This is a genomic window from Leifsonia sp. 2MCAF36, assembly GCF_052115525.1.
Taxonomy (GTDB): domain Bacteria; phylum Actinomycetota; class Actinomycetes; order Actinomycetales; family Microbacteriaceae; genus Leifsonia.
The window spans coordinates 268635-292450 of sequence record NZ_JBFRGV010000004.1; the positions used below are offsets into that span (position 1 = coordinate 268635).

Here is a 23816-nt window from a genome sequence, read left to right on the forward strand (position 1 = left end):
GCGTCGCGCGATCACACGGGAGGCTCAGTGCGTGCGAGGCAGTGGCTGAGTCGTCACGACCCGGGCTTCAGCGCGCTGCGGCGCGCCGGGCGAGCGGCGATCGTCATGCCGTTGCTGTTCGCGTTGGCCGGCGGAGTGCTGCGCAACCCCGACGTCGCGATCTTCTCGGCGTTCGGGTCGTTCGCGATGCTGCTGTTCGTCGATTTCGGTGGTCCGCTGCGGGAGCGGGTGCAGGCGATGGTGGCGCTCGCCGTGGTCGGCGCGGTGTTCGTGGCCGTCGGGACACTCGCATCGCAACCGGTGTGGCTGTCCGCGGTCGCGATGGCGGCCGTCGCACTGCTCGTGCTGTTCGCCGGATCGGTCAGCTCGGTGAGCGCGTCGGCCAGCACGGCGCTGCTGCTCACGTTCATCCTTCCGGTGACGCTGCCGGGCACGGTCGCATCCATCGGCCCGCGGTTGCTCGGCTGGGGCATCGCGGCGGTGGTCTCCATCGTCGCGGCGACGGTGCTGTGGCCGGCCCCCACGCGCGAGCCGCTGCGCGGCCCCGCGGTCGTGGCCATCCGTGCGCTCGCCGGCCGGCTCCGGGCGGACACCGCCTACCTGCTCGGCGACGACGATCCGGCGCTCACCGCCGACCGCGACCGGACCATCGCCGAATCGGATGCCGACGTCACCGCCCTCCACGAGGCCTTCCTCGCGGCGCCGTACCGGCCGACCGGGCTGAGTACGCCCGCGCGGACCATCGTCCGCCTGGTCGACGAGCTCAGCTGGCTCGAATCCGTGATGAGCCAGTTCGAGCGGTACGCGATCAAGCCTTCCGGACCGGTCGGCCCGACGCACGCGGCCGCCCGGACCGCCAAGAGCGCGGCCGCGGACGTGCTCGACGAAGGAGCCGTGGTGCTCGCACAGCACGGCGGTGACCCGTCCGCACTGGAGGCGGCGCTGCATCGTCTCGCCCAGGCGCGATCGGAGGTGGAGACCGCGATGCTCGCGGAGCCGATGTCGGCCGCGGCTGCGGGGGGAGTTGCGGAGGCGCTCGTCACGACGCTGGACCCCGGGTTCCGCGCGCAAGAACTCGCCTACGCGGTCTCGACGGTCGGCACCACCATCTCGCTGACGGCCCGGGCCGAGCGACGGACCTGGTGGCAGCGGATGCTCGGCCGTCAGCCGGGAGGTCTCAGCGGACCTGTCGCGGCAGCGGCCGAGCGTGCCAGCGGCTACGTGGGGTGGAGCTCGGTGTGGCTGCGCAACAGCATCCGTGGTGCCATCGCCCTCGGCCTCGCGGTCCTGCTCGCGAACGTGACGGGCGTCGAGCACTCGTTCTGGGTGGTGCTTGGCACGCTCTCGGTGCTCCGCTCCAACGCCCTGAGCACGGGGCAGACGGTGCTCCGCGGCGTGCTCGGCACGGTGATCGGGGTCGTCCTCGGGGCGGCGGTGCTCTTCGTGATCGGCGCGAATCAGGTGGTGCTGTGGATCGTGCTGCCGCTCGCGATCCTGGTGGCGGGAGTGGCCCCCGCCGCGATCTCTTTCGCGGCGGGCCAGGCAGCATTCACCGTCGTGCTCGTCCTCCTCTTCAACATCATCGCGCCGACCGGGTGGACGGTCGGCCTGATCCGGATCGAGGACATCGCGCTCGGCTGTGCGGTCAGCCTGGCCGTAGGCGCGCTGTTCTGGCCGCGGGGGGCCGCGGCCTCCCTCCGGCGTGCCCTCTCCGACGCCTACCGGGAGAGCATCCGCTACCTGGAGGCGGCCGTCACCTACGGGGTGGGGGAGCGCGATGCTGAGGGGTCGTACGGCGGCGAGCTCCGAGCGCAGTCCACGCGTGCGGCGGCCGCGTCCCGACGGCTCGACGACGCCTTCCGCACCTACCTGGCGGAGCGCGGGACGAAACGGCGACCGCTGGCGGAGGTCTCGGCGTCAGTGACCGGTGTCGCGGGGGTGCGGCAGGCCAGCGACGCGATCGCCGAACTGTGGCGCGGCCAGCCGCCGGGGGACCGTCACACGGCGGAGGCGCGGGGTGCGCTGAACGACGCACTCCTCGGGCTCGAAGCCTGGTACCGGGAGCTGGCCGCACAGCTCGTCGCGCGAGGACCGCTTCCCGAACCGGTGCCGTCGGACCCGACCATGGTGGGACGGCTGGCGGGAGCGGTGCTCGAGAGCCAAGCGGCGTCGCCCGACATGCACGACGTGTCGACGGCGGTGCGGATCATCTGGACGGCCGACTACCTCCAGGTGGTGAGCCGGCTCGAAACCGTCATCGTCGCTCCCGTTGGCGTGCTCCGGGACGAGGTCGGGCGCTGAGCCTGCCGGTTCACGGTCGGTCGGGGCTCACGGCCGTCGGGGCAGCCGCACGGTGACGATGGCGCCCCCCTCGGGGCGGTTGGCTGCGTTCACGTCGCCGCGGTGGCGGCCGGCGACCTCCGCAACCAGCGCGAGCCCGAGGCCGTAATGTCGGGCGCGCTCGTCGCCGGGCTGGGCATCCCGCGCGGTGGCGAAACGCTCGAACGCCCGGGTGTCCACGCCGGGCGAGAACCCGGGCCCGTCATCCTCGACCGTCAGGATGACACGGTCACGCGAGGCGGACACCGCGAGGCGGACCTCCGTGCGGGCGTGGTCGAGAGCGTTGTCCAACAAGGCGACGACCATCCGTCGGAGGGAGACCGGCGCGCCGGTGACGAGGGCTGCTGGATCCGCATGGACCGACACCTCCAGCCCGCGCTCGGCCGCACGGCCCTCCGCGGAACGTGCGACGGTGCCGGCCAGCTCACCCAGGTCGACGCCCTCGGTCTCGGCCGTCTGGCGGGGGTCGGCGGCGGTGAGGAGGTCCTGGACGATCTCGGTGAGCGCTCGGCTGTCGTCGACGATCTCATCCAGACCGGACCGCACCTCGTCGTCCGACGCGTCCGCTGCATTGGCCGCCACGTGCCGGCGCAGCAGTTGGGCGCGGGTACTGAGCAGCGTCAGCGGCGTGCGCAACTCGTGGCCGGCGTCCGCGACGAACCTGCGCTGCAGCGCCAGCGCATCCGCGAGCGGCCGGATGGACCGACGCGCCAGCACCAGGCCGATTCCGGCCGCAGCGATGGTCGCGATCAGCCCGGTGGCGACGAGGGCGACGACGAGCCGGTTCAGCTCCTCCTGCTGCTCGGCGAGCCCATAGGCGACCTGAACGACCTTGCCCCGCCGCACGTCGGTCTCGGTGAGGTACCGTTGGCCGCCCGCCTCCACCACCCGGGACACCGACCCGCCCTCTGCCTCCACCTGCTTCAGCGCGGCCTCATCGGGAAGGCCCTCCGGGAGGTTCGGGGACTGGTCGAGGCCGTCCGGCCCGACGACGGTGATGAGGAGGTTGCGGGGAGCGTCGTGCACCGAATCCACCATCGACGCGTCTGACAGCGCGCGCTGCGCCGACTCCGCCTGGCCGGCGGAGACCACGGAGTAGACGACGACGCCGAGCGCGAGGAAGAGCCCGACGATGATGAGTGCGAACTGCGCGGCCAGCTTCAGGGAGGCGGAGCGCAGCTCGCGCTCGTCGGCGTGGCTCACGAGAGCGACCCCAGGCGGTACCCCACTCCGCGGACGGTCTCGATGAGTGTCCGGCCGAACTTGCGGCGCAGGTGGTGAACGTACGTGTCGACCACCCCGGGGTCGTCGGCGGCGGCGAAGACCTCCTCGAGGAGGAGTCCGCGGGAGAAGACCTGGGTCGGCCGGCGCGCGAGCAGCTCCAGGAGGGCGGACTCGCGCTCCGAGAGCACGGTCCGGCTGCCGTCGTCCAGCGTCACCGTCCGGCTGTCGACGTCGAGGCGCCCGCCGGGGAAGCGGACGGTGGGGACGACCGAGGAGGCTCGCCGGGTGAGTGCGCGGACGCGGGCGACCAGCTCGTCGATGTCGAACGGTTTGGCGAGGTAGTCCTCGGCTCCCGCATTGAGGCCGTCGACCCGGTCGGGCGCCGTGCCGAGGGCCGAGAGCACCAGCACCGGCGTCGTGACGCCGCTCTCGCGGAGGCGCCGCAGCACGTCCAGGCCTTCGACGGCGGGCAGCCCGCGATCCAGCACGATCACCGAGAAGGCGGCGGTCAGGCCGCGGTGGAGGGCGCGCTGGCCGTCCCTGGCGACCTCGACGTCGAACCCCTCCGAGCGAAGGAGGGCGTCGAGCATCCCCGCCAGGCGGCCGTCGTCCTCGGCGATCAGCACCCTCGCCCTGTCGCTCACATCCGCAGTATAGGAGTCCACTGTCGGCGCACCCGGCGGGCGCAGGGCCGTCATCCGGCGGTCGCGGGCTGTGGGAACGTCAGCTCGCCGACGCCCAGGATGCGGTCGGCGGCATCCACGGCGAGCACGCCCCGCGCCCCGGCACCGAGCGCCCAGCGGATGCCGTCGACTCCGAGCGCGAAGACGGCTGTCGCCAGCACATCCGCGGTGGTGAGGTCGTCGGCGATCACGGTGGCGCTGAGCAGCCCGGTGGCGACCGAGCCGTCGCGGCCGTCGACGATGTGCGCGCCCCGCTCGTAGGCTCCGGAGGTCGCCACTGCGCCGTCGGCGACCTCCAGCACCGCCAGCATGCTGGCCGGGTCGTGCGGCGAACGGACGCCGACGCTCCACGGGCGGCCGTCGCCGGGACTGCCGGAGACGGCGACGTCGCCGCCGGCGTTGATGCAGTAGTGGCGGAAGCCTTCGGCGTCGAGGATGCCGGCGGCCCGGGCGGCCGCCCATCCCTTGACCACACCGTCGAGGTCCCAGGTTCCGTCGGGGCGGCGGACGCGGAAGGCTCCGCCGGAAGCGCGGCCCGCAGCCTCGCCGATTGCGACGACCTCGCGGAAGTCGTCGCTGAGAGCCGTGTCGGCGCCGGCCGCGTTCACTCGGCTGAGTTCGCTTTCTGGCCGGTAGGCGCTGAACCGGCGGTCCGCCGCGCGCAGGGCCTCGAACGCACGCTCGGCGGCCGGAGCCGCATCCCGTTGGTCCCGGATGTCGATCGACATCGGGATGCCCATAACGGTCTCGAGGAACCTCATAGCTGGTCGATCGCCGACTGGACCGACTGGATGTAGCCTTCCGAGGTGTAGGTGGCGCCCGACACGGTGTCGATCTTCGCCGACTGCGAGGAAAGCACTTCGTGCTGCAGGATCGGCAGCGCCTGGTCGTTGATCTCGATGTCGCGGCCATCCCGGCTCGGCGACTGGACGGTGTCGACCGCCGTGATCGTGCTGCCGGAGAAGGTGACCTTGACCTGAACCGCGCCGTAGCGGGTCTGGACGGCGGACCCGGTGATCACGGTGGTGGCGGACGACTGCGAAGGCGTCGACTGAGGTTCCGACGATGACGACTGAGACGCCGACGACGACTGCGAGGGCGTAGGTGTCGCGGACGGCGTCGATGCGCCCGTGCCAGCCGAACCGGCAGCTGGCGAGGTGGCGGTGGCCGCGGTCGGCGCTGCGGTGACATCTTCACCCAGTCCGTACAACTTCAGCCCGACCGTCGCACCCATGGTGACCAGGATGACGGTGAAGAGGACGGTTCCCCGCCAGGACGAGTTGCTCATGACATGCTCAGTTCTTCTCGGTGGATGAATCGCTTCGGCATCCGGAGCGCGCGCAGGGAGGCCTCGGCCCGCTCGCCCATCCCCTCCGGCCCGCAGATGAAAGCCTCCCAGTTGTGGAGGTCCGGAATGAGGTGGCGAAGCGGCTCGACGTCGAGCGGGTCGTAGCCCAGCTCGGAGCGGCGCCCGACCAGCGGCACGACGGTCACGCCGGGCATGGCCTGCAGCTCGCCCAGCAGCGCCAGGTGTCGCGGAGAGCGGGCGCGGTAGAGGACGACAGGCTGCGCACCGCGGCGGACCAGCTCTTCGGCCAGCGCGCGGATCGGGCCGATGCCTGCACCGCCCGCAATGAGGACGACATGGGGTCGGCTCGCGCGGTCGGCGGTGAAGCGGCCGAACGGACCCTCGGCGAAGACCAACGAGCCAGGCTTGAGCGCCGGCAGGCGACGGGAGTGGTCGCCGATTTCGCCCACCGTGATGCGGAGGTACCCGTCGGCCGGTACGGCGGAGACCGAGTAGGGATGCGCCGTGCCGAGGTGGCCCCAGGCCAGGAAGCGGAAGAGCAGGAAGTTGCCCGCCCGCACGCCGAGCTCCTGCACGCGCGGTCCGGTCAGCCAGACGCTGTTGACCCCGTCGCTCTCCGGCACGACGGCCGCCACACGCATCCGCCCGCGCCACGCGTCGAGCGTCGGCAGGATGAATCGCCAGGTGAGCACGGCCGCCGCGGTTCCGAGGTAGAGCGCGATCCAGATCACGCGGTTGATCGGCTGGGCCACGAAGTGCGCGCCGCCGCTCAGCTGGTGGAGGAAGGTCAGGAAGATCGAGACGTAGGTCGTGACGTGCAACCAGTACCAGACCTCGTAGGACAGCTTCGTCCGGATCAGCCGGGCGCTGCTGAGGCCCACGACCAGGAAGGCGATGGTGCCGACCAGTGCGGTGAGCATGTCCGGGTACGACTGGAGGATCGAGATGAACTCGTCCCACGGCGGGTTCTTGTCCGCGAGCTCGCCGCCGAAGACGAGGAACAGCACGTGCACGATGATCAGGAACAGGACGGATGCGCCGAGCGACCGGTGCCACGACACCAGCCTGTCGAGGCCCACGGCGTTCTCGAACCAGGGCACACGGGCGATCAGCAGCACCTGCACGCAGACGAGGAAGCCGCCGACCATGCCGCTGAGCTCGCCCACCGAGGTGAGGGCGTTGGCGGGGGTGGCAGCGAATCCGGCAGGGACGGTGAGCCACCACATCCCGAGCACGACCACCACTCCGAGCACGAGAGCCGCGCGCACGGCACGCGACCCTGTGCCCGGGCGCGTCGCGCGGCTGCGGACGCGGGCTCGCCGAGCCGGCGCCGTCATGCTCACCGTCTGTTCCATGTCATCCACGATGCAGGCGCATTCTTGGTGAATTCTTACGTGGGCTGTGAGCGAGCTAGGGGGAAGGTATGGGTTGGTGCGGTCCGTCAGTCGAGAGCGAACGCGACTGCTGCCGCCGCGTGCAGGGTCGTCGTCGGAAAGGTGGGGACTGCCGAGTCGTCCGGCCCCACCAACAGCTCGATCTCGGTACAGCCCAGAATGACGCCCGCCGCACCCTCGGAGACCAGATCGGCGATCGCCTGCCGATAGATGGCGCGTGACCGTTCGAGCACGGCACCGAGCACGAGCTCGTCGTAAATGATCCGGTCGAGCACAGCCTGCACGCCGGGAGGTGGAACCATCACCCGAAGCCCGTGCGAGGTGAGGCGTTCGCGATAGAACGGCTCGCGCATGGTGAAGCGGGTCCCGAGCAGAGCCACCGAAGTGATCCCTGCGTCCAGGACCGCCGCCGCGGTGACGTCGGCCAGGTGTATCAGCGGGACACCGATGGCGCGCTGGATGCGTTCGGCCACCTTGTGCATCGTGTTGGTGCAGAGGACGACGCAGTCGGCACCGGCCCGTTCGAGACGAGTTGCCTCAGCAGCCAGAAGGTCTCCCGCCCGCTCCCAGTCCCCGCTTGCCTGCAACCGCTCGATCTCGGCGAAATCGACCGAGATGAGCACCAGGTCAGCCGAGTGGAGGCCGCCCAGTCGCTCGCGTACACCCTCGTTGATGGCCTCATAGTAGAGCGCGGAACTCTCCCAGCTCATTCCGCCGAGCAGGCCGATCCGTTTCATGCTGCCCTCTCCTCCATGTCAGACGACATGGTTGAATCCTGTCAGCGGTTGCGTCGCGGAACGACGCGATGGCCGGATTGGGGTTCTCCGATCGCCGTTCCGTCGTCTCGCCCTGGCTGGGCCTACGATGCTGAAGACGTCGAAGGGAGACGCCAGTGGACGACAACGCGTTCTTCGAGCGATCGATCCTCGCCTCTGCCGCCGGGTCCGACGACGAGGATGCCGTGCGCCAGCTGCGCGCGCTCTTCTCGGCGGACGAGTTCGCGGTGTGGCAGGCTTCCCGCGCTGCGCCCCTGCGGGTTGCGGTCGCCGTCGAGCACGACGACGAGGGCGATCGGTACGTCGCCGAGTGGGGCGAGTTCGGCATCCAGGGCGCGTCGCCGCAGTCGTACGACGCGGCCGTCGACGACCTCGCCCCGCACGTGCGCGCATGGGCGGCGGACTTGCGCGACGCGACCGCTCGGCTGGGCACGACCGCCGAGCTCGGTGCTCTGGTCACCGAGTTGGATGGGCTGGGCGACGACGAACTGCGCACCTACCTGCTCGTTCGTGTCTCGTTCGACCGCGGCGCCCTGACCTTCGGCCTGGCCGAGTTCGTAGAGGAGGACGGCTCGACGACTCAGCGCGCCGTGCCGTTCGCCGACGGACGCCCTCCCGCCGAGATGGACCTGCCGGTGGACGGCCGGATGAAGACCTACCAGTCGAGCACGCGCGGGGACCGCGTCGCATTCTCGCCGGTCGGCTCCGGCCCGAGCATCATCGCCACCCTGCGCCAGGAGGACCCGACCGGCGACTTCGACTTCGAGTTCCCCGCCCACGATCTGCCACCCGGCGACGGGAAGTCCTGACCGCCGCGGCCCGATCGCATCCCGAGCCGAGCGTCGTGGCCGGCGACGTCCGGCCGACATTCGGGTGACCGGGGCCGCTGTCGACCCCGTTGACATGAGGCGTCCGCCCGGGGAGTATCGCGGGGGGCCGAAGAGTAGAGGTGCGAGTGGCGACGTGTGACCTGGATGCGCGGGAGCTGTCCCACGCGATCGCGAGCAACGAGCTCCAAGTGTACGTCCAACCGCAGATCGACCTGAACACGGCGGACGTCGTGGCCGTCGAGGGCTTGTCCCGATGGACGCATCCGACCCTGGGGCCCATCCCGCCCACCGAGTTCGTCGCGCTCGCCGAGGCGAGCGGCCTCATCCACGAGTTGGGCCTCTTCGCACTCCGCGAGTGCTGCCGCATCGGCAGGAGCTGGCGCGAGCGCGGCTATGAGCTCGCCGTCGCCGTCAACGTCTCGCCCCTGCAGCTGGAGACGGACCTGTTCTTCGACGAGCTGGAACGTCAGCTGGCCGAATCGGGCCTTCCGCCCGCCGACCTCATCGTCGAGGTGACCGAAGCCGAGCGGATCGCCGACTACGGCGTGGTGGCCGGGCGGCTCGACATCATCCAGCGGTGGGGCGTCACCGTGTCGATCGACGACTTCGGTTCGGGGCATTCTTCGATCGAGCGGGCGGCCGCCGTGCACGCACGCGAGCTGAAGATCGACCGCAGTCTCATCGCCGCCGGCGACTGGGGGGCCGTCCGCGAGGCCGTGGCGGCGGCTCAGGAGGGCGGGATGCGGGTGGTCGCCGAAGGCATCGAAACCCGGGAGCAGTTGCAGCAGGTCAAGACCGCCGGATGCGACCGAGCGCAGGGCTACTACATCGCACGGCCGAGTCAACCGGACGACTTCGAAGACTGGCTACATTCATTCGTACGATAAATTTGCCTCGTCAGCCCCGCCGACCGGCGGCCCCAGCCCGAAGGAGATGAGCAGTGCGCCCCAGCGAAGCGGACGACCTGCCCTGCGCCCTTGTGGAGCTGGATGCGGAGGGTCGGATCGTCGACGCGAATGACGTCTTCGTGGAGTGGACCGGCCTGACGCTGACCGAATTGACGGGTCGTCCGTATGCGTCGCTGAGGCGGCGGATCACGGCGATCGGCGGTCGGTCCGATCGCCTTGTTCGGCTGGCGAACATCGACGGCACGGAGCGCGCGGTCATCGTCGACTCCCGCGACATCGTCGGCGGCCAGCGCCTTGCGCTCGTGGATGCAACCGAGCGGGCGGAGCGCGAGGAGGCGCTGATGCGCACGCAGGCGCTCCAAGAACGTACGAGGAACCGCCTCCAGCTCATCATCGACTCCTCGATCGCCTTCTCGGGTGCCACGACCGAGCAGGAACTGGTCGACATCCTGCCGACGACGGTCGCCAAGGCGTACCAGGCGGAGCAGGCAGCTGTCTTCCTGCTCGACGAGTTCGGCGGCTTCGCCCAGGTCTCGGGGAGCAACCCGCTGCGCTCCGTCACCGAGGCGAGTCCTCTCGTCGCGGCGGCTTCCGGTCTCCGCCATGTGCTCACCGTCAGCGGCGCCGCCGCGGGCGACGACGTGACGCCTGTCCTGGGCCACGCGATGCGGGATTCGGGTGTGGATGCGGTGCTGGTGGCGCCCATCCAGCACGACGATGTGCTCTACGGCGTCTTCGTCGCGTTCTTCCTCCACCCCCGGCAGTTCGACTCGGAGGCCGCTCCGCTGGCCGACGCGCTCGCCGGCCAGGCCGCGCAGGCGATCACCACCCTGCGGCTGCAGCGCAAGCTGGAGCACGCGGCGATGCACGACGAGACCACCGGTCTCCCGAACCGTCGCCGGCTGGAGACACAGCTCCTGGAGTACGAGCGCTCCGAGGCCGCGCTGGTCGCGACCCTCTTCATCGACCTCGACGGCTTCAAGCGGGTCAACGACGGCCTCGGGCATCACGTCGGAGACCTGCTGCTCCGCGAGGTCGGCGAGCGTCTCCAGGTGGCCGTGCGCGCCGAAGATCTCGTGGCACGCTACGGCGGAGACGAATTCGTCGTCGTCTGCGAGGTCCCGGAGGTGGAGGCGGCACAGGAGGTCGCTGACCGCATCCGACGCTCCATCGAGCAGCCGTTCACCGGCCTCCCCGACGGCTTCCCGATCAGCGCGAGCATCGGCATGTCGTTGGCACGCACCGAGGATCCGGGCTGGAATCCCGACCGGCTGATCCGCGAAGCCGACCACGCGATGTACTCGGCGAAGAACGCCGGCGGCAACCGCGTGGTCGGCTCGGCCGCCTGAGAGCGGCGGGGCCCGGCGCTAGTCCGCGTCCTCGCGGATCGTGCGTGCCTCGTCGACGAGCTTCTGCTCCTTCTTCTCCGACTTCTCGCTGAGTCTGGTGTCGCGCGGGGGCAACTGGATGGTCTCCTCCGCTTCCATGCCGGCCTGCAGTTCCCGGCCGCGCTCGGTCTCGGCATCGAACTCGGCGCCGAACAGCAATGCCAGGTTGGCGATCCACACCCAGAGCAGGAACACGATCACCCCGGCGAGCGGGCCGTACGTCTTCTCGTAGTTCGCGAAGGTCGCCACGTAGAGCCCGAACAGGAAGGTGGCGACGGCGAGCACGACGATCGCGATCAGAGCGCCCATGCTGATCCAGCGGAACTTGGACTGCTTCGCGTTCGGCGAGGCGTAGTAGAGCACGGCGATGATCAGCACGACGATGATCAGCAGCACCGGCCACTTGGCGATCTCCCACGCGACCTGGACCCCTGAGCCGAGACCCAACGCGCCGCCGACCGCCTTGGTCACCGGGCCCGTCACGACCAGGATGAGCGTCACCAGCGTGACGAGCACGAGGGTGATGACCGTCACGAGCAACTGCTGCGGCTTGAGCTTCCAGAACGGGCGGCCTTCGTCGATCTCGTAGATGCGGTTCATCGCCCGCGAGAAGGCGCCGACGTAGCCGGACGCCGACCAGATGGCCAGCACGATGCCCAGGACGAGGGCGAGACCGGAGGCGGGCGAGTCGACCGCGTTCTGGATCGGGCCCTGAAGGAGCTGAGCGGTCGAGCCCGGCGCGACCTGCTTGATGATGCCCATCAGAGCGGTCGTCGCCGACTTGCCCTTGCCGACGACACCGAGCAGGGACACCAGGGCGAGCAGCCCGGGGAACAGGGACAGGATGGCGAAGTAGGTTAGCGAGGCCGCGATGTCGGTGCACTTGTCGGTGCTGAACTCGCGCATGGTGCGCTTGAACACCAGCTTCCAGGACGGCTTGTCGAGGTGGTGAGGACTGTCCGGCTTGCGGTCATCCTCGGGGGAGGGGGCATCGGCCAGCCGCTTGCTGGCCCCGACGTCACTCATCGTGTCGTCCTCTCGGTGCGTGGGGGAGGGCGTTCTCGGCCCGGGAAAAGGAGAACGCGGCGGAAGGTCCGGGGGATGGCCTTCCGCCGCGCGGTTCGGGGGACGGGGTTACGAGTTGGACTGCAGTCGCTGTCCCGATTCCTTGGCGTCGTCGGCGACGTCGCTTGCACGGTCGGTGGCCTCCTCCTTGACGGTGGTCACCCCATCCTGTGCGGTCTCCTTCACCGACTGGACGGCCTCCTGGGCGGGCTCCTTCAGGTTGCCGGCGATCTGCTTGCCGGCCTCCGCGGCCTCCTGGAGGAGGGGCTGAGCGGCGTCCTTCGCGGATGCTGCAAGCTCCTGCTCCTTGTTGCTCGCCGGAATCAGCGAGGCGACGAGTGCTCCGACGCCGAAGGCGATGAGGCCAACGGCGAGCGGGTTGCCCTGCGCCTTGTTGACGACGGTCCGTCCGGCGTCGGCGACAGCGTCACCTGCGCCGGAGACGGCTCCACCGGCAGAACCGGCCACGTCTCCTGCAGAGCCCATCACCCTGTCGCTGATGGAGTGGAAGGCGCCCTTCACTTTGCGCGTCTGGCGCTCGGCGATCTTGCTGGGCGTGACCTTGTCGGCCAGTGCGTCCACGTCGCCGCTCAGGTTGCGGCGGGTGGCCTCGATGTCGGCGCGGATCGCGTCGGGGTCGTCGCTCATCGGTTCTCCTCGTTTCGCTTCAGTGTTTCGGGGAATTCTTTGACCGTCTCCACGGTCTGGGGCGCACCTTGGACGGTCTCGAGCTGCTTCCGGCCGCGCAGGTACAGGATCAGTGCGACGATGCCCCAGATGATGGCGACGATCACCGCAGACCAGGCGTTGCCCACCAGGTAGCCGAGCGCCCACCAGAGGGCGATCGACAGGAAGAACACGGCCATGAGGCCCGCGTAACCCGCGCCGCCGAGCAGACCAGCGCCCTTTCCGGCACGCGTGACGGTCTGCTTGATCTCGGCTTTGGCGAGTTCCATCTCCTGGCGGATCAGGGTGGAGAGGTCACGACTGACCTCCCCGAGCAGCTCGCCGAGCGAATTGTTCGCGGCGCGCTCCTCCGAAGGGGTGGGCTGATCGGTCATCACCGGCCTCCGGTGTAGCCGGCTCCGGGGAGCTCGGGCAGGTCGTTCACGTCGTCGCCGTACGGGTCGCCCACGACGCCGGTACCGCCCACGACCCCGGCTCCGCCGATGCCGGTACCGCCGCCGACGCCTGTGCCGGTCGCGGTGTAGCTGGGCGCCTCGGGGATGCCCCCGGCCGCCAGGCCCGTGGTGTCGGTGCCGGTGCTGCGGCTGCTACCCGAGCCGCTGCCCGAGTCGTTCCCGCCGCTGGCGAGCGCGCGGGTCAGGCGACCGGCGAGCGCGCCGGCGATGGCCGCGGCTGCGATGAACGTGCCGGGGCTGCGGCGTGCGTACGCCTTCACCTCGTCGAGAAGCGAGCCAGGGTCGCGGTCGCCGATCCAGCCGGCGATCGAGTGGGTGCGCTCGGCCGCCTGGCGCACCAGGTCGGTGGCGAGGCCGTTCTGCTCGGAGGAGGACGCCATCTGCTCGAGCTCGTCGCCGACCGAGTGGAGGCCGCTGGCCACCCGCTCCTGCTGCTGGGCAGCCTGGTCGCGCAGCTCGCGCTGGGTCTGGTGGTACAGGTCCTTCGCCTGGGACTTCGCCTCGCCGGCGACGTTCATGGCCTGCTCCTTGGCGGTGCCGGCGACGTCCTTGCCGGCCTGTGCGGCCGATCCTGCGACGCGGCCCGCTTCGTCCTTGACGCCGCCCTGGCTGCTCTCGGAGGAACTGCCGGCGGTGGGGCCACCGGTGGTCTCGTAGGTGCCGTCCGGCAGCACTGTCACGGGCACGCCCGCCTCCGGCTCGAACGCGTCGCGCCTGCTGTCGAAGATCGGTGTGTCCGCGGACTGGTCGTCTGACATGGTCATGACTGACGTTTCCTTTCGATGGATGTGTCCGGTTGGGATGTGCCGCCCACTGAAGACACCTGAGGGAGGCGGGTCCAGCGATTGACACGACCCGCTCCAGGGGGGTACCTGTACGCGTAGGTGTGCGCCCAACCCGTGCTGGGCTACCGTGGCGCCCATGGACGTCGTCGACTGGCTGCTCGATTCCGACCCTGCGATCCGCTGGCAGGTGCTGGCCGATCTGAAGGACGCACCCGCGGAGGAGGTGGCCACCGAACGGGCCCGGATCGCCCACGAGGGCTGGGGAGCGACCCTCCTGGCGGAGCAGGCGGAGGACGGCCTCTGGGACGGCGGGACGTACCGGCCCGGCTGGATCCCGCCCGAGCGCGACGGGTTCGACGCCTGGAGCGCGACGCACTTCACTCTTCAGCAGCTGGTCGACTTCGGCCTCGACCCGGAGAGCCCGGAGGCCAGGAAGGCGATCGGACGCGTCCGCGAAAATGTTCGCTGGGAGCACGCCGGCGAACCGTACTTCGACGGCGAGACCGAGCCGTGCATCAACGGAGTGACCCTGACGATCGCCTCCTACTTCGGTCAGCGGGGCGACACGATCGCCGAGACGCTGACCGGATCGCGGCTGAACGACGGCGGCTGGAACTGCTGGGCCGAGTACGGAGCGCGCGTCTCGTCCTTCCATTCGACGATCTGCGCGGTAGAGGGCTTGCGGTCGTGGCAGGGCGCGGGCGGCTCCGACCCCCGGGTGGACGAGGTCGCCGACGCGGGCGAGGAGTACCTCCTGGAGCGTGGGCTGTTCCGTCGCCGCACGGACGGCGCGGTCGCCGACCCGCGGATGGCGATGCTCTCGTACCCGGTGCGCTGGTACCACGACATCCTCCGCGGCCTGGAGCACTTCCGGTTGCAGAACCGGCGCGATCCCCGGCTCGCCGAGGCGATCGAGCTGGTCCGCGGCAAGGCGGACGCGGACGGCCGCTGGGTGCTGGGGAACCTGCACGAAGGCTCGGTGATCATCGAGTTCGAGATGGAGGGTTTCCCGAGCCGCTGGATCACGCTGCGGGCGTTGCGGGTGCTCCGCTGGTGGGACGCCGCCTGAGCCGGCTCAGTGCTGCACGGCGTAGTGCAGCGCGATGGTCCCGCCGGTGAAGCGTCGCTCATCCAGCAGCTCGAGCTGCAGCCGTTGCCCGGCGGGAAGAGCCGGGGTGCCTCCTCCGACGGAGACCGGCACGGCGATCAACCGGACCTCGTCCACAAGTCCGGCCGCGAAGGCCGCCGCGGCGAGCGTCGGGCCGCCGATCGACAGGTCCCGGTCGCTGCTCCGGATGAGGCTGCGCACCTCATCAGCGTCGAAGCGCGGCTGCACGCTGGTGCGCGGAGTGCTCGCCTCGGTCAGCGTGGATGAGTACACGATCTTGTCGGCGTTCCGCCAGATCGCGGCGTAGTCGGCCGTCACCGGGTGATCCTCCGCGCCCGGGAAGTCCTGCCAGACCCGCATCGTTTCGTACATGCGCCGCCCGTAGAGGTAGGTGCCGACCCCGCGCTCGAGGTCGTTGACGAACGCGTGCACCTCGGCATCGGGGGCGGCCCAGTCGAAGGAGCCGGAGGCATCCACCGTGTACCCGTCGACCGACGTGATGGCCGCGAAGATGAGTCGTCCCATGCCGCGACTCTAGAGCCCCGAACGACCGGACGGCCAGTGGCCCGCTCCCGAACCGCCGATCTCCGGAGCGCTGATCAGCCGAGCTGCGGCAGCAGGTCTTTGAGGGCACGCAGCTCGTTGTCGAACACCAGCGGCACGGTGAGGTTGAGCACCAGTCCGATGCCGAGTGTCAGCAGCGCCAGACCGGCCGCGACCAGCACCAGGGTCACGGCCAGTTGCAGGTAGGGGTTGCCGGTGACGGCGGCGAGCAACCCCCGCGCCCGCCGCCGTACCGGTACCGACGATGATCCGAGCGTCGGTGCGGTTCGCAGTCCGTGGCCCAGCGTCGTCATCGGTCTCCCCCTGTGCGTCGAGGCTGCGGGCCGAGTGCCCGAGCCGACACGAACGAGTCAACCGCTGGGACGTCGTGCGGACATCGACCGCAGGTGGGGGGAGGGTCATCCCTGGGGATGATCTGCGGGGGACGCTCCTCGAGTCAGATGGTCAGCGCTTCGACTGCCACCGCGCCCGGGACCGTGCACCCGCAGCCATGCGCGGCCTCGGGGATGCGGTGCTCGGCTCCGCTGAGACGGCGGGCGAGCAGTTCGCGCCGCCGCTCCAGCTGGGCGATCGCCGCATCCAGTTCTGCCAGCCCGTCGCGGTAGGCGTCGCGCGAGGCGGGACACTCGTCACTGTGTGCGTGACCGGAGCCGAGGCAGTCGATGAAGGGGCGGGCCTTGCCCGGCGGGATGCCGGTCGCGGCCAGCTCCCGGATCTCGCGCACAACGCGCACATGATCGTCGCCGTACTCCCGGTAGCCGTTCCCGAGCCGCGCCGGGGAGACCAGCCCGAGCCGTTCGTAGTAGCGCACGGCCTTAACCGTCACCCCCACCTGCTCGGCGAGTTCGCTGATGCGCATGTCATCCTCCGACGCCAGCGTAGACCTTGACCCGCGGGTCAGGGTCAAGCACTTCGTGCTCGGCTCGTCCTCCCTCGTCGTCTCGTGCGCGGAAACGGAGGACTTTTCGCTGCCGCACTGCCGGTTCTCCTCCGTTCCCGGCGCACCCGCGGCGTGTCGTGTGCCGACTCCTCCGTTTCCGACATCGCGGGCGGCTGCGGAAAGGGAGGACTCACCTCTCGACTCGCCGACGAATGCCGGGTGAAGGAGGTGTTTTCGGGAGCGGAAGGGCGGCGGTTCCTCCGTGGGCTGGTGGCTACTTCGTGCGGATGGCCGCGCCGATGATGGCCTGCAGGTTCTCGCGCAGCTTCGCCAGTTCCGACACGGGCAGGCCGAGACGCTCGACGATGCGCGGCGGGATCTTCTCCGCCTCCGCGCGCAGGGCGCGGCCGCTCTCGGTGAGTCGCACCTCCAGGGCGCGCTCGTCGGCCACGCTGCGGCGACGCTCGACGTAGCCGGTCACCTCCAGTCGCTTGAGCAGGGGGGACAGGGTGGCCGGCTCGAGCGCGAGCGCATCGCTCAGGTTCTTCACCGACCGCGGCTCCTGCTCCCACAGGGCGAGCATCACCAGGTACTGCGGATGCGTCAGCGACAGCGGTTCCAGCACCGGCCGGTACAGGGCGATGACGCTGCGGGCTGCGACCGCGAGGCCGAAGCACACCTGGTTCTCGAGCGCGAGGACGTCGTCCGACATCCGGCCGGTGAAGGGCGGGGACTCAGTACTCATCGGTCCGGCGCTCGATCCGCTCGCCCGTGGCCGGGTCGACGCCCTCCCGGCGGACCACGGTCCGCGGCCGGCGGCGCAGCGCGAACGCCAGCGAGATCACGAAGACGACGAGGCCCGCCCCCATCAGGATGTATCCGGTCGTCTTCAGGTCGATCCAGCTCACCTGCACCTGAAGTGCGAAGGCGAGGATGAGCCCGACGACGAAGATGAAGATGCCGCTTCCGATGCCCATTTCGCCACGCTCCCTCACGTCCGTGGGCTCAAGCTACTCCCCGGATGCGGCAGCGCGCATCCCACAGAGCCCGCGTCCACGGCTGTCAGCGAGCGTCATTCGGCGCGCGAGAACTCCGAGGCCCGCGCGACCTGCTCGGGCGTCAGCGCGACCCCGGTATACCGCTCGAACTGGCGGGCCGCCTGCAGAGCGATGACCTCGGCCCCGGTGATGACCGCGGTTCCGGTTGCGCGCGCCGCGCTGATCAGCGGCGTCTCCGACGGGAAGGCGACGACATCGAAAACCGTCGAGGCGCGCTCGATGAAGGGTTCGCCGAAGGCCAGAACCGACTCGGCGTCTCCGCGCATCCCGAGCGGGGTGACGTTGACGATCACGTCGAAGTCGGGCTCCGGATCCTCCTGCGCCCAGCGGTAGTCGTAGCGCTCGGCCAGCGCCGAGCCGGCCTCCGCGTTGCGTGCCAGCACGGTGAGGTCGTCGAAGCCGGCGCCGCGGAAGGCGGCGACCACGGCCTTCGCCATGCCGCCCGACCCGCGCACCAGCACCCGCTGCGCCGGGTCGACCGCGTGCTCCGCGAGCAGCTGGGCCACCGCTTCGTAGTCGGTGTTGGAGGCCGTGAGCAGTCCATCCTCGTTGACCACGGTGTTGACCGACTCGATGGCCACCGCCGACGCCTCGAGGTTGTCGACGAGGGGGATGATCGCCTCCTTGAACGGCATCGACACGGAACAGCCGCGGATGCCGAGCGCCCGGATGCCGCGCACGGCGCCCTCCAGGTCGTCCGTGGTGAAGGCCTTGTAGACGAAGTTGAGGCCGAGTTCGTCGTACAGGAAGTTGTGGAAGCGGGTGCCGATGTTGCTGGGACGACCGGCCAGCGAGATGCAGACCTGCATGTCCTTGTTCAGGATGGGCATGGTCCCATCATCCCAGCCCGAGCGTCGTGCGGGACGGTGTCACCCGACCGCGGGGTGGACTATTGCGTTTACAACTTGACTCCAACACGTTGATCGTTCACGCTTATCGTCATGACCGCCACTCAGGGGCTGATCCCCCGTGGCGCACGCAATCCGGGGTCGCAGGGCGCACTGAGGCATCTGAACCAGGAGCGACTCGTCGAGTTCCTCCTGGCCAATGGACCGTCCACCCAGGCTGAGCTGGCGCGCGGGACCGGCCTGTCGACCGCCACCGTGTCCAACATCGTCCGCGACATGGCGACGAAGGGTGTCGTCGCGACCAGTCCGGTGACGTCCAGCGGACGGCGCGCGCTGCTCGTGCAGCTCACCGACACCGGCGACATCGCCGTCGGCGTCGACTTCGGCCGCCGGCACGTCCGCATCGTGCTGACGACCCTCGGCTACGACGTCCTCGCGGAGGAGCAGGTCGCCCTCGAGCCGGGGTACGACGTGGTCGGCGCGGTGCAGGAGGCGTCCGCACTGCTCGACCGGATGCTGGCGGACGGCGGCCACGACCGGGAGTCCGTCCTCGCCGTGGGCGTCGGCATCCCCGGCCCCATCGACCGCCGGACCGGAACCGTGCTGCAGGGCGCCATCCTTCCCGAGTGGGTGGGCATCAGCCGGCGCGAGCTCGAGGACGTCTTCGGCTTCCCGGTGGTCGTCGACAACGACGCGAACCTGGGCGCGCTCGCCGAGGTGACCTGGGGTGCGAACCGCGGGGAGCGGAACCTCATCTTCGTGAAGATCGGCACCGGGATCGGCGCAGGTCTCATCCTGAACGGCCTGCCGTACTACGGGTTCCTCGGCATCACGGGCGAGCTCGGTCACACTCCTGTCGCAGAGCACGGCGTGATCTGCCGCTGCGGCAACCGCGGCTGCCTGGAGACGGTGGCCTCCACCAGCGTGATGCTGGACTCGCTGAGTCGCGGCACCGGCCCCGCCGGGTCGACCTCCGACATCCTCCGCCGCGGCCTCGCTCAGGATCCGGCCGTGCTGCGCGTCGTCAGGGACGCGGGCACCGCGATCGGCCAGGCCATCGGCAACATCGCGAACGTCATCAATCCCGAGCTGATCCTGATCGGCGGTCCGCTGGTGGGGCTGGGGGATGCGCTGCTCGATCCCATCCGGCGCGGCATCCAGCACAATGCCCTGCCGATCATCGCCGGGACGACCACCGTGCGGGTCTCGTCTCTCGGAGACCGCGCGGAGTCGCTGGGAGCGGCGGCAATCGTCATCAAGGGCGCCCTGGCCGGGAACGACTGAGCGTTATCGCATCGTTGTCTTCACTATTTGACGACAAGTGTGAGAATAGCGTTTACTACTTAGGCACATCCATTCCCGAGCACCGCAAGGAGCGACGATGCCGTCGAACGCAGTCATCCTCGAGATGCGCGCGATCACCAAGGAGTTCCCTGGGGTCAAAGCGCTCGCGGATGTCTCCCTCACCGTGCACGCCGACGAGATCCACGCGATCTGCGGCGAGAACGGCGCGGGGAAGTCCACCCTCATGAAGGTCCTGTCCGGCGTCTACCCGTACGGCACCTACTCCGGCGACATCGTCTACCAGGGTGAGGTGATGCGCTTCAAGGACATCAAGTCCAGCGAGCAGCAGGGCATCGTCATCATCCACCAGGAACTGGCGCTGATCCCCGAGCTGTCGATCACCGAGAACATCTTCCTCGGCAACGAGCCCGCCCGTGGTGGCGTCATCAACTGGCAGGAAGCCAAGACCCGTGCGGTCGAGCTGCTCGCCCGCGTCGGCCTCACCGACGACCCCGACACCCAGATCAAGAACATCGGCGTCGGCAAGCAGCAGCTGGTCGAGATCGCCAAGGCGCTCAACAAGCAGGTGAAGCTGCTCATCCTCGACGAGCCGACGGCCGCGCTGAACGAGGCCGAGTCCGCCCACCTCCTCGACCTCATCGTCGGGCTGAAGGGCAAGGGCGTCAGCTCGATCATCATCAGCCACAAGCTCAACGAGATCGAGCAGGTGGCCGACCAGATCACCATCATCCGCGACGGCCGCGCCATCGAGACCCTCGACGTCAAGGCGGACGGCGTCGACGAGGACCGCATCATCCGCGGAATGGTCGGCCGCACGCTGGAGAGCCGCTTCCCCGAGCGCACGCCGAACATCGGCGAGACCATCTTCGAGGTGCGCGACTGGGTCGTCCAGCACCCGCAGGTCCCCGACCGGCTGGTCGTCAAGAACTCCAGCTTCTCCGTCCGCCGCGGCGAGATCGTCGGCTTCGCGGGCCTCATGGGCGCCGGCCGCACGGAGCTCGCGATGAGCGTCTTCGGTCGCTCCTACGGCAACTGGGTCTCCGGTGAGATCTACAAGGACGGCAAGGAGATCCAGGTCCGCAACGTCTCCGAGGCCATCGACAACGGCATGGCCTACGTGAGCGAGGACCGCAAGGTGCTCGGCCTCAACCTCCTCGACGACATCAAACAGTCCGTCGTCGCCGCGAAGCTCTCGAAGATCGCCAAGCGCGGCGTCGTCGACGACCTGCAGGAGTACGCGGTCGCCGACGAGTACCGCAAGCTGCTCCGCATCCGCACACCGGATGTCGACCGTGGCGTCTCGACGCTCTCCGGCGGCAACCAGCAGAAAGTCGTCCTGGCGAAGTGGATGTTCACGGACCCGGACATCCTCATCCTGGACGAGCCCACGCGCGGTATCGACGTCGGCGCCAAGTTCGAGATCTACGGAATCATCAACGCCCTCGCCGCGCAGGGGAAGGGCGTCATCGTCATCTCCTCCGAGCTGCCCGAGCTGCTCGGCATCTCGGACCGCATCTACACGATCTTCGAGGGTCAGATCACCGATGAGCTTCCCATCGCGGAGGCGACCCCCGAAACCCTCCTGAAAAGCATGACATCCGCCAAGAAGAGGATTGCCCGATAGCCATGACCACACAGATTCCCGAGAAGAAGAAGTCCGGCGGTCTCCGCGACCTCGGCAAGATGTTCGGTGGCGGCCAGTCGACCGGTCGCAAGTTCGGCATCCTCGGCGCCCTCGTCATCATCATCCTGCTGTTCGAGGTGCTGACCGGCGGCAAGACGCTGGAGCCGGTGAACCTGATCAATCTGGTCAATCAGAACGTGTACGTCCTGATCCTGGCCATCGGCATGGTGATGGTCATCATCGCGGGCCACATCGACCTGTCGGTCGGTTCGGTGGCCGCCCTCGTCGGCATCGTCGTCGCAGAGTCCATGACCAATTGGCACGTCCCTTGGCCGCTTGCGATCATCCTGGGCCTGCTCGTCGGCGTCGTCATCGGCGCCTGGCAGGGCTGGTGGGTCGCCTACGTCGGCGTCCCCGCGTTCATCGTCACCCTGGCGGGCATGCTCATCTTCCGCGGCCTGAACCAGCTGATCGGTAACGCGAACACCATTCCGGTGCCGGACGGCTACACCTTCATCGGCGGCGGCTTCCTCCCCGAGTGGGGCCCCAACACCGGCTTCAACAACTCCACCCTGCTGCTCGGAATCATCATCGCCGTCGTGATCGCGCTGGCGGAGGCCCGCACCCGCCGGAAGCAGACGAAGATGGGCTCCGACAAGGCACCGCTGTGGGTCAGCGTCTTCAAGGTGGTCATCCTCGACGCCGTCGTGATCTACGCCGCGGTGCTCTTCGGCAGCGGTCGTGTCGGAACGTCGTTCCCGGTCGCCGGTGTCATCCTCGGCGTGCTGATCATCCTGTACTCGTTCATCACCCGGAGCACCATCTTCGGTCGCCACATCTACGCGGTCGGCGGGAACTGGCACGCGGCTGAGCTGTCGGGCGTGAAGATCAAGCGGATCAACTTCTTCGTCATGATGAACATGTCGGTGCTCGCCGCACTGGCCGGCATGATCGCGGTCGCCCGCTCCGTCTCCTCCGGCCCGCAGGACGGCCTCGGCTGGGAGCTCGACGCGATCGCCGCCGTGTTCATCGGTGGTGCTGCGGTCTCCGGCGGTATCGGAACCGTGGCCGGCTCCATCATCGGTGGTCTGGTCATCGCCGTCCTGAACAACGGCCTCCAGCTTCTCGGCGTCACCAGTGACAAGGTCCAGATCATCAAGGGCCTCGTGCTGCTGATCGCGGTCGGTGTCGACGTCTACTCGAAGCGTCGCGGCGGCCCGTCCTTGATAGGCAGGATGTTCAACCGCGACAAGACGCAGCAGGCCGACGCCGCCGGCGCCGAACAGCCCGCCGTGGTCCCGACCGGTGACTCCGCCGAGGACTCCTCGCGGTCGCTGACCTCCTGAGTACCTGAGCTTCACCTCCCCTGCACCATCCACACACAGAGAAAGAGAAACAATGCGCAAAATCGCACTCGCGACAGTGGCTGTCGCAGCTGCCGCCGCGCTCGCCCTGACCGGCTGCTCGTCGAGCCGCTCGGGTTCCGACAGCAGCTCCGGGTCCGGCTTCGCCAAGGACTCCACCATCGGTGTCGCCCTCCCGACCAAGACGTCGGAGAACTGGGTTCTCGCCGGTGGCCTGTTCACCGACGGCCTCAAGTCGGCCGGCTTCAAGAGCGACGTGCAGTACGCCGGTGCCTCGGGCGCCGTCGCGGACCAGCAGTCGCAGATCCAGTCGATGATCACCAACGGCGCCAAGGTCGTCATCATCGGCGCCGTCGACGGTGGCCAGCTCGCCGCGCAGGCCAAGGCCGCGCACGATGCCGGCGCGACCGTCATCGCGTACGACCGCCTCATCCTCAACACCAAGGACGTCGACTACTACGTCGCGTACGACAACGAGAAGGTCGGCGAGCTGCAGGGTCAGGCCCTGCTCGACGGCATGAAGGCCAAGTTCCCGGACAAGAAGAACTTCAACATCGAGCTCTTCTCCGGCTCGCCGGACGACGCCAACTCGGCTGTGTTCTTCAACGGTGCGATGAAGATCCTCAAGCCGAAGATCGACGACGGCACGCTCAAGGTCGTCTCCGGTCAGACCGACATCAAGCAGACGGCCACCCAGGGCTGGCTGCCGGCGAACGCGCAGACCCGCATGGACAACCTGCTCGCCGCCAACTACGGTTCGACCGAGCTCGACGGCGTCCTGTCGCCGAACGACACCCTGGCCCGCGCCATCATCACCTCAGTGAAGGGTGCAGGCAAGCCGATCCCGACCGTCACCGGTCAGGACTCCGAGGCCGAGTCGGTCAAGTCCATCATGGCGGGCGAGCAGTACTCGACCATCAACAAGGACACCCGCAACCTGGTCAAGCAGGCCATCGCGATGGTCAAGGACCTGCAGGCGGGCAAGAAGCCGGCCACGAACGACGACAAGTCGTACAACAACGGCACCAAGGTCGTCCCGGCCTTCCTGCTGAAGCCGGTCATCGTCACCAAGGAGAACGCGGCGCAGGCGTACGCCAACGACCCGACCCTCGAGCCGCTGACCAAGTAACTCCCGTTCGCACCCCGTGTGAACAATGAAAGGGGCCGGAGCGCTGTGCGCTCCGGCCCCTTTCCCGATCCGTCCCCCGACGGGATCGGTTC

General features: G+C 69.2%; 25 protein-coding genes. 9 read left to right on the forward strand and 16 right to left on the reverse strand.

Going from position 1 to position 23816, the window contains the following annotated elements; all coding sequences use genetic code 11:
- The first annotated feature begins 27 nt into the window (after nt 1-27).
- Nucleotides 28-2301, forward strand: a complete 2274-nt coding sequence (locus tag AB4079_RS08550; protein ID WP_441786857.1) for an FUSC family protein — start codon at nt 28-30, stop codon at nt 2299-2301.
- A gap of 27 nt (nt 2302-2328) precedes the next feature.
- On the opposite strand, the gene AB4079_RS08555 is transcribed toward AB4079_RS08550, so the two are convergent.
- The 6 genes from AB4079_RS08555 to AB4079_RS08580 form a co-directional block, all read right to left on the reverse strand.
- Complete coding sequence (locus AB4079_RS08555) at nt 2329-3543, reverse strand: sensor histidine kinase (protein ID WP_441786858.1); 1215 nt, start codon at nt 3541-3543, stop codon at nt 2329-2331.
- A complete protein-coding gene (locus AB4079_RS08560) occupies nt 3540-4208 on the reverse strand; it encodes a response regulator transcription factor (protein ID WP_441786859.1) in 669 nt (222 codons plus the stop codon). The genes AB4079_RS08555 and AB4079_RS08560 overlap by 4 nt, the downstream gene beginning before the upstream one ends.
- 50 nt (nt 4209-4258) lie before the next feature.
- Nucleotides 4259-5008: an FAD:protein FMN transferase gene (locus AB4079_RS08565; RefSeq protein ID WP_441786860.1), complete on the reverse strand. Its 750-nt coding sequence runs from the start codon at nt 5006-5008 to the stop codon at nt 4259-4261.
- On the reverse strand, nt 5005-5535 hold the full coding sequence (locus tag AB4079_RS08570) for an FMN-binding protein (RefSeq protein WP_441786861.1): 531 nt from the start codon (nt 5533-5535) through the stop codon (nt 5005-5007). The genes AB4079_RS08565 and AB4079_RS08570 overlap by 4 nt, the downstream gene beginning before the upstream one ends.
- On the reverse strand, nt 5532-6911 hold the full coding sequence (locus AB4079_RS08575) for a ferredoxin reductase family protein (protein WP_441786929.1): 1380 nt from the start codon (nt 6909-6911) through the stop codon (nt 5532-5534). The genes AB4079_RS08570 and AB4079_RS08575 overlap by 4 nt, the downstream gene beginning before the upstream one ends.
- Nucleotides 6912-6997: 86 nt before the next feature.
- Nucleotides 6998-7687 (reverse strand): aspartate/glutamate racemase family protein, encoded by a 690-nt coding sequence (locus AB4079_RS08580; protein WP_441786862.1) that lies wholly within the window; start codon nt 7685-7687, stop codon nt 6998-7000.
- A 155-nt stretch (nt 7688-7842) separates the two neighbouring features.
- Between AB4079_RS08580 and AB4079_RS08585 the strand changes: the two genes are divergently transcribed.
- From AB4079_RS08585 to AB4079_RS08595, 3 genes are all read left to right on the forward strand, one after another.
- Nucleotides 7843-8535 (forward strand): hypothetical protein, encoded by a 693-nt coding sequence (locus tag AB4079_RS08585; protein WP_441786863.1) that lies wholly within the window; start codon nt 7843-7845, stop codon nt 8533-8535.
- Between the two features lie 146 nt (nt 8536-8681).
- Entirely contained in the window at nt 8682-9443 is a 762-nt protein-coding gene (locus AB4079_RS08590; protein WP_441786864.1) for an EAL domain-containing protein, read from the forward strand.
- A gap of 53 nt (nt 9444-9496) precedes the next feature.
- Nucleotides 9497-10813, forward strand: a complete 1317-nt coding sequence (locus tag AB4079_RS08595) for a diguanylate cyclase domain-containing protein (protein WP_441786865.1) — start codon at nt 9497-9499, stop codon at nt 10811-10813.
- Nucleotides 10814-10831: 18 nt separating this feature from the next.
- Here AB4079_RS08595 and AB4079_RS08600 read toward each other — a convergent pair whose 3' ends face one another.
- The 4 genes from AB4079_RS08600 to AB4079_RS08615 all read right to left on the reverse strand — a co-directional run bounded on the left by AB4079_RS08600 (nt 10832) and on the right by AB4079_RS08615 (nt 13823).
- Nucleotides 10832-11878 carry a YihY/virulence factor BrkB family protein gene (locus AB4079_RS08600; protein WP_441786866.1) on the reverse strand — a complete coding sequence of 349 codons (1047 nt, stop codon included), beginning with the start codon at nt 11876-11878 and terminating at the stop codon, nt 10832-10834.
- Nucleotides 11879-11986: 108 nt separating this feature from the next.
- Entirely contained in the window at nt 11987-12565 is a 579-nt protein-coding gene (locus AB4079_RS08605; RefSeq protein ID WP_441786867.1) for a DUF3618 domain-containing protein, read from the reverse strand.
- The gene (locus tag AB4079_RS08610) at nt 12562-12978 is read right to left on the reverse strand and encodes a phage holin family protein (RefSeq protein ID WP_441786868.1); all 417 of its coding nucleotides are present in this window, start codon (nt 12976-12978) and stop codon (nt 12562-12564) included. Before AB4079_RS08610 ends, AB4079_RS08605 begins: the two co-directional genes overlap by 4 nt.
- The gene (locus tag AB4079_RS08615; RefSeq protein ID WP_441786869.1) at nt 12978-13823 is read right to left on the reverse strand and encodes a hypothetical protein; all 846 of its coding nucleotides are present in this window, start codon (nt 13821-13823) and stop codon (nt 12978-12980) included. Before AB4079_RS08615 ends, AB4079_RS08610 begins: the two co-directional genes overlap by 1 nt.
- A gap of 157 nt (nt 13824-13980) precedes the next feature.
- Here AB4079_RS08615 and AB4079_RS08620 point away from each other — a divergent pair, with 157 nt between their 5' ends.
- Nucleotides 13981-14913 (forward strand): hypothetical protein, encoded by a 933-nt coding sequence (locus AB4079_RS08620; protein WP_441786870.1) that lies wholly within the window; start codon nt 13981-13983, stop codon nt 14911-14913.
- Nucleotides 14914-14919: 6 nt separating this feature from the next.
- On the opposite strand, the gene AB4079_RS08625 is transcribed toward AB4079_RS08620, so the two are convergent.
- From AB4079_RS08625 to AB4079_RS08650, 6 genes are all read right to left on the reverse strand, one after another.
- On the reverse strand, nt 14920-15477 hold the full coding sequence (locus AB4079_RS08625) for a dihydrofolate reductase family protein (protein WP_441786871.1): 558 nt from the start codon (nt 15475-15477) through the stop codon (nt 14920-14922).
- Between the two features lie 74 nt (nt 15478-15551).
- A complete protein-coding gene (locus tag AB4079_RS08630; protein WP_441786872.1) occupies nt 15552-15809 on the reverse strand; it encodes a hypothetical protein in 258 nt (85 codons plus the stop codon).
- Between the two features lie 143 nt (nt 15810-15952).
- Nucleotides 15953-16375 carry a MerR family transcriptional regulator gene (locus AB4079_RS08635; RefSeq protein ID WP_441786873.1) on the reverse strand — a complete coding sequence of 141 codons (423 nt, stop codon included), beginning with the start codon at nt 16373-16375 and terminating at the stop codon, nt 15953-15955.
- A gap of 295 nt (nt 16376-16670) precedes the next feature.
- Nucleotides 16671-17108: a MarR family winged helix-turn-helix transcriptional regulator gene (locus AB4079_RS08640; RefSeq protein ID WP_441786930.1), complete on the reverse strand. Its 438-nt coding sequence runs from the start codon at nt 17106-17108 to the stop codon at nt 16671-16673.
- A gap of 22 nt (nt 17109-17130) precedes the next feature.
- The gene (locus AB4079_RS08645) at nt 17131-17373 is read right to left on the reverse strand and encodes a DUF6458 family protein (RefSeq protein WP_441786874.1); all 243 of its coding nucleotides are present in this window, start codon (nt 17371-17373) and stop codon (nt 17131-17133) included.
- A gap of 95 nt (nt 17374-17468) precedes the next feature.
- A complete protein-coding gene (locus AB4079_RS08650) occupies nt 17469-18284 on the reverse strand; it encodes a shikimate 5-dehydrogenase (protein WP_441786875.1) in 816 nt (271 codons plus the stop codon).
- Between the two features lie 111 nt (nt 18285-18395).
- Between AB4079_RS08650 and AB4079_RS08655 the strand changes: the two genes are divergently transcribed.
- From AB4079_RS08655 to AB4079_RS08670, 4 genes are all read left to right on the forward strand, one after another.
- Entirely contained in the window at nt 18396-19586 is a 1191-nt protein-coding gene (locus AB4079_RS08655) for an ROK family transcriptional regulator (RefSeq protein WP_441786876.1), read from the forward strand.
- Nucleotides 19587-19683: 97 nt separating this feature from the next.
- The gene (gene mmsA / locus AB4079_RS08660; protein WP_441786877.1) at nt 19684-21231 is read left to right on the forward strand and encodes a multiple monosaccharide ABC transporter ATP-binding protein; all 1548 of its coding nucleotides are present in this window, start codon (nt 19684-19686) and stop codon (nt 21229-21231) included.
- 2 nt (nt 21232-21233) lie between these two features.
- A complete protein-coding gene (gene mmsB / locus AB4079_RS08665; RefSeq protein WP_441786878.1) occupies nt 21234-22577 on the forward strand; it encodes a multiple monosaccharide ABC transporter permease in 1344 nt (447 codons plus the stop codon).
- 52 nt (nt 22578-22629) lie between these two features.
- Nucleotides 22630-23724 (forward strand): substrate-binding domain-containing protein, encoded by a 1095-nt coding sequence (locus tag AB4079_RS08670; RefSeq protein WP_441786879.1) that lies wholly within the window; start codon nt 22630-22632, stop codon nt 23722-23724.
- Nucleotides 23725-23816: the final 92 nt, after the last annotated feature.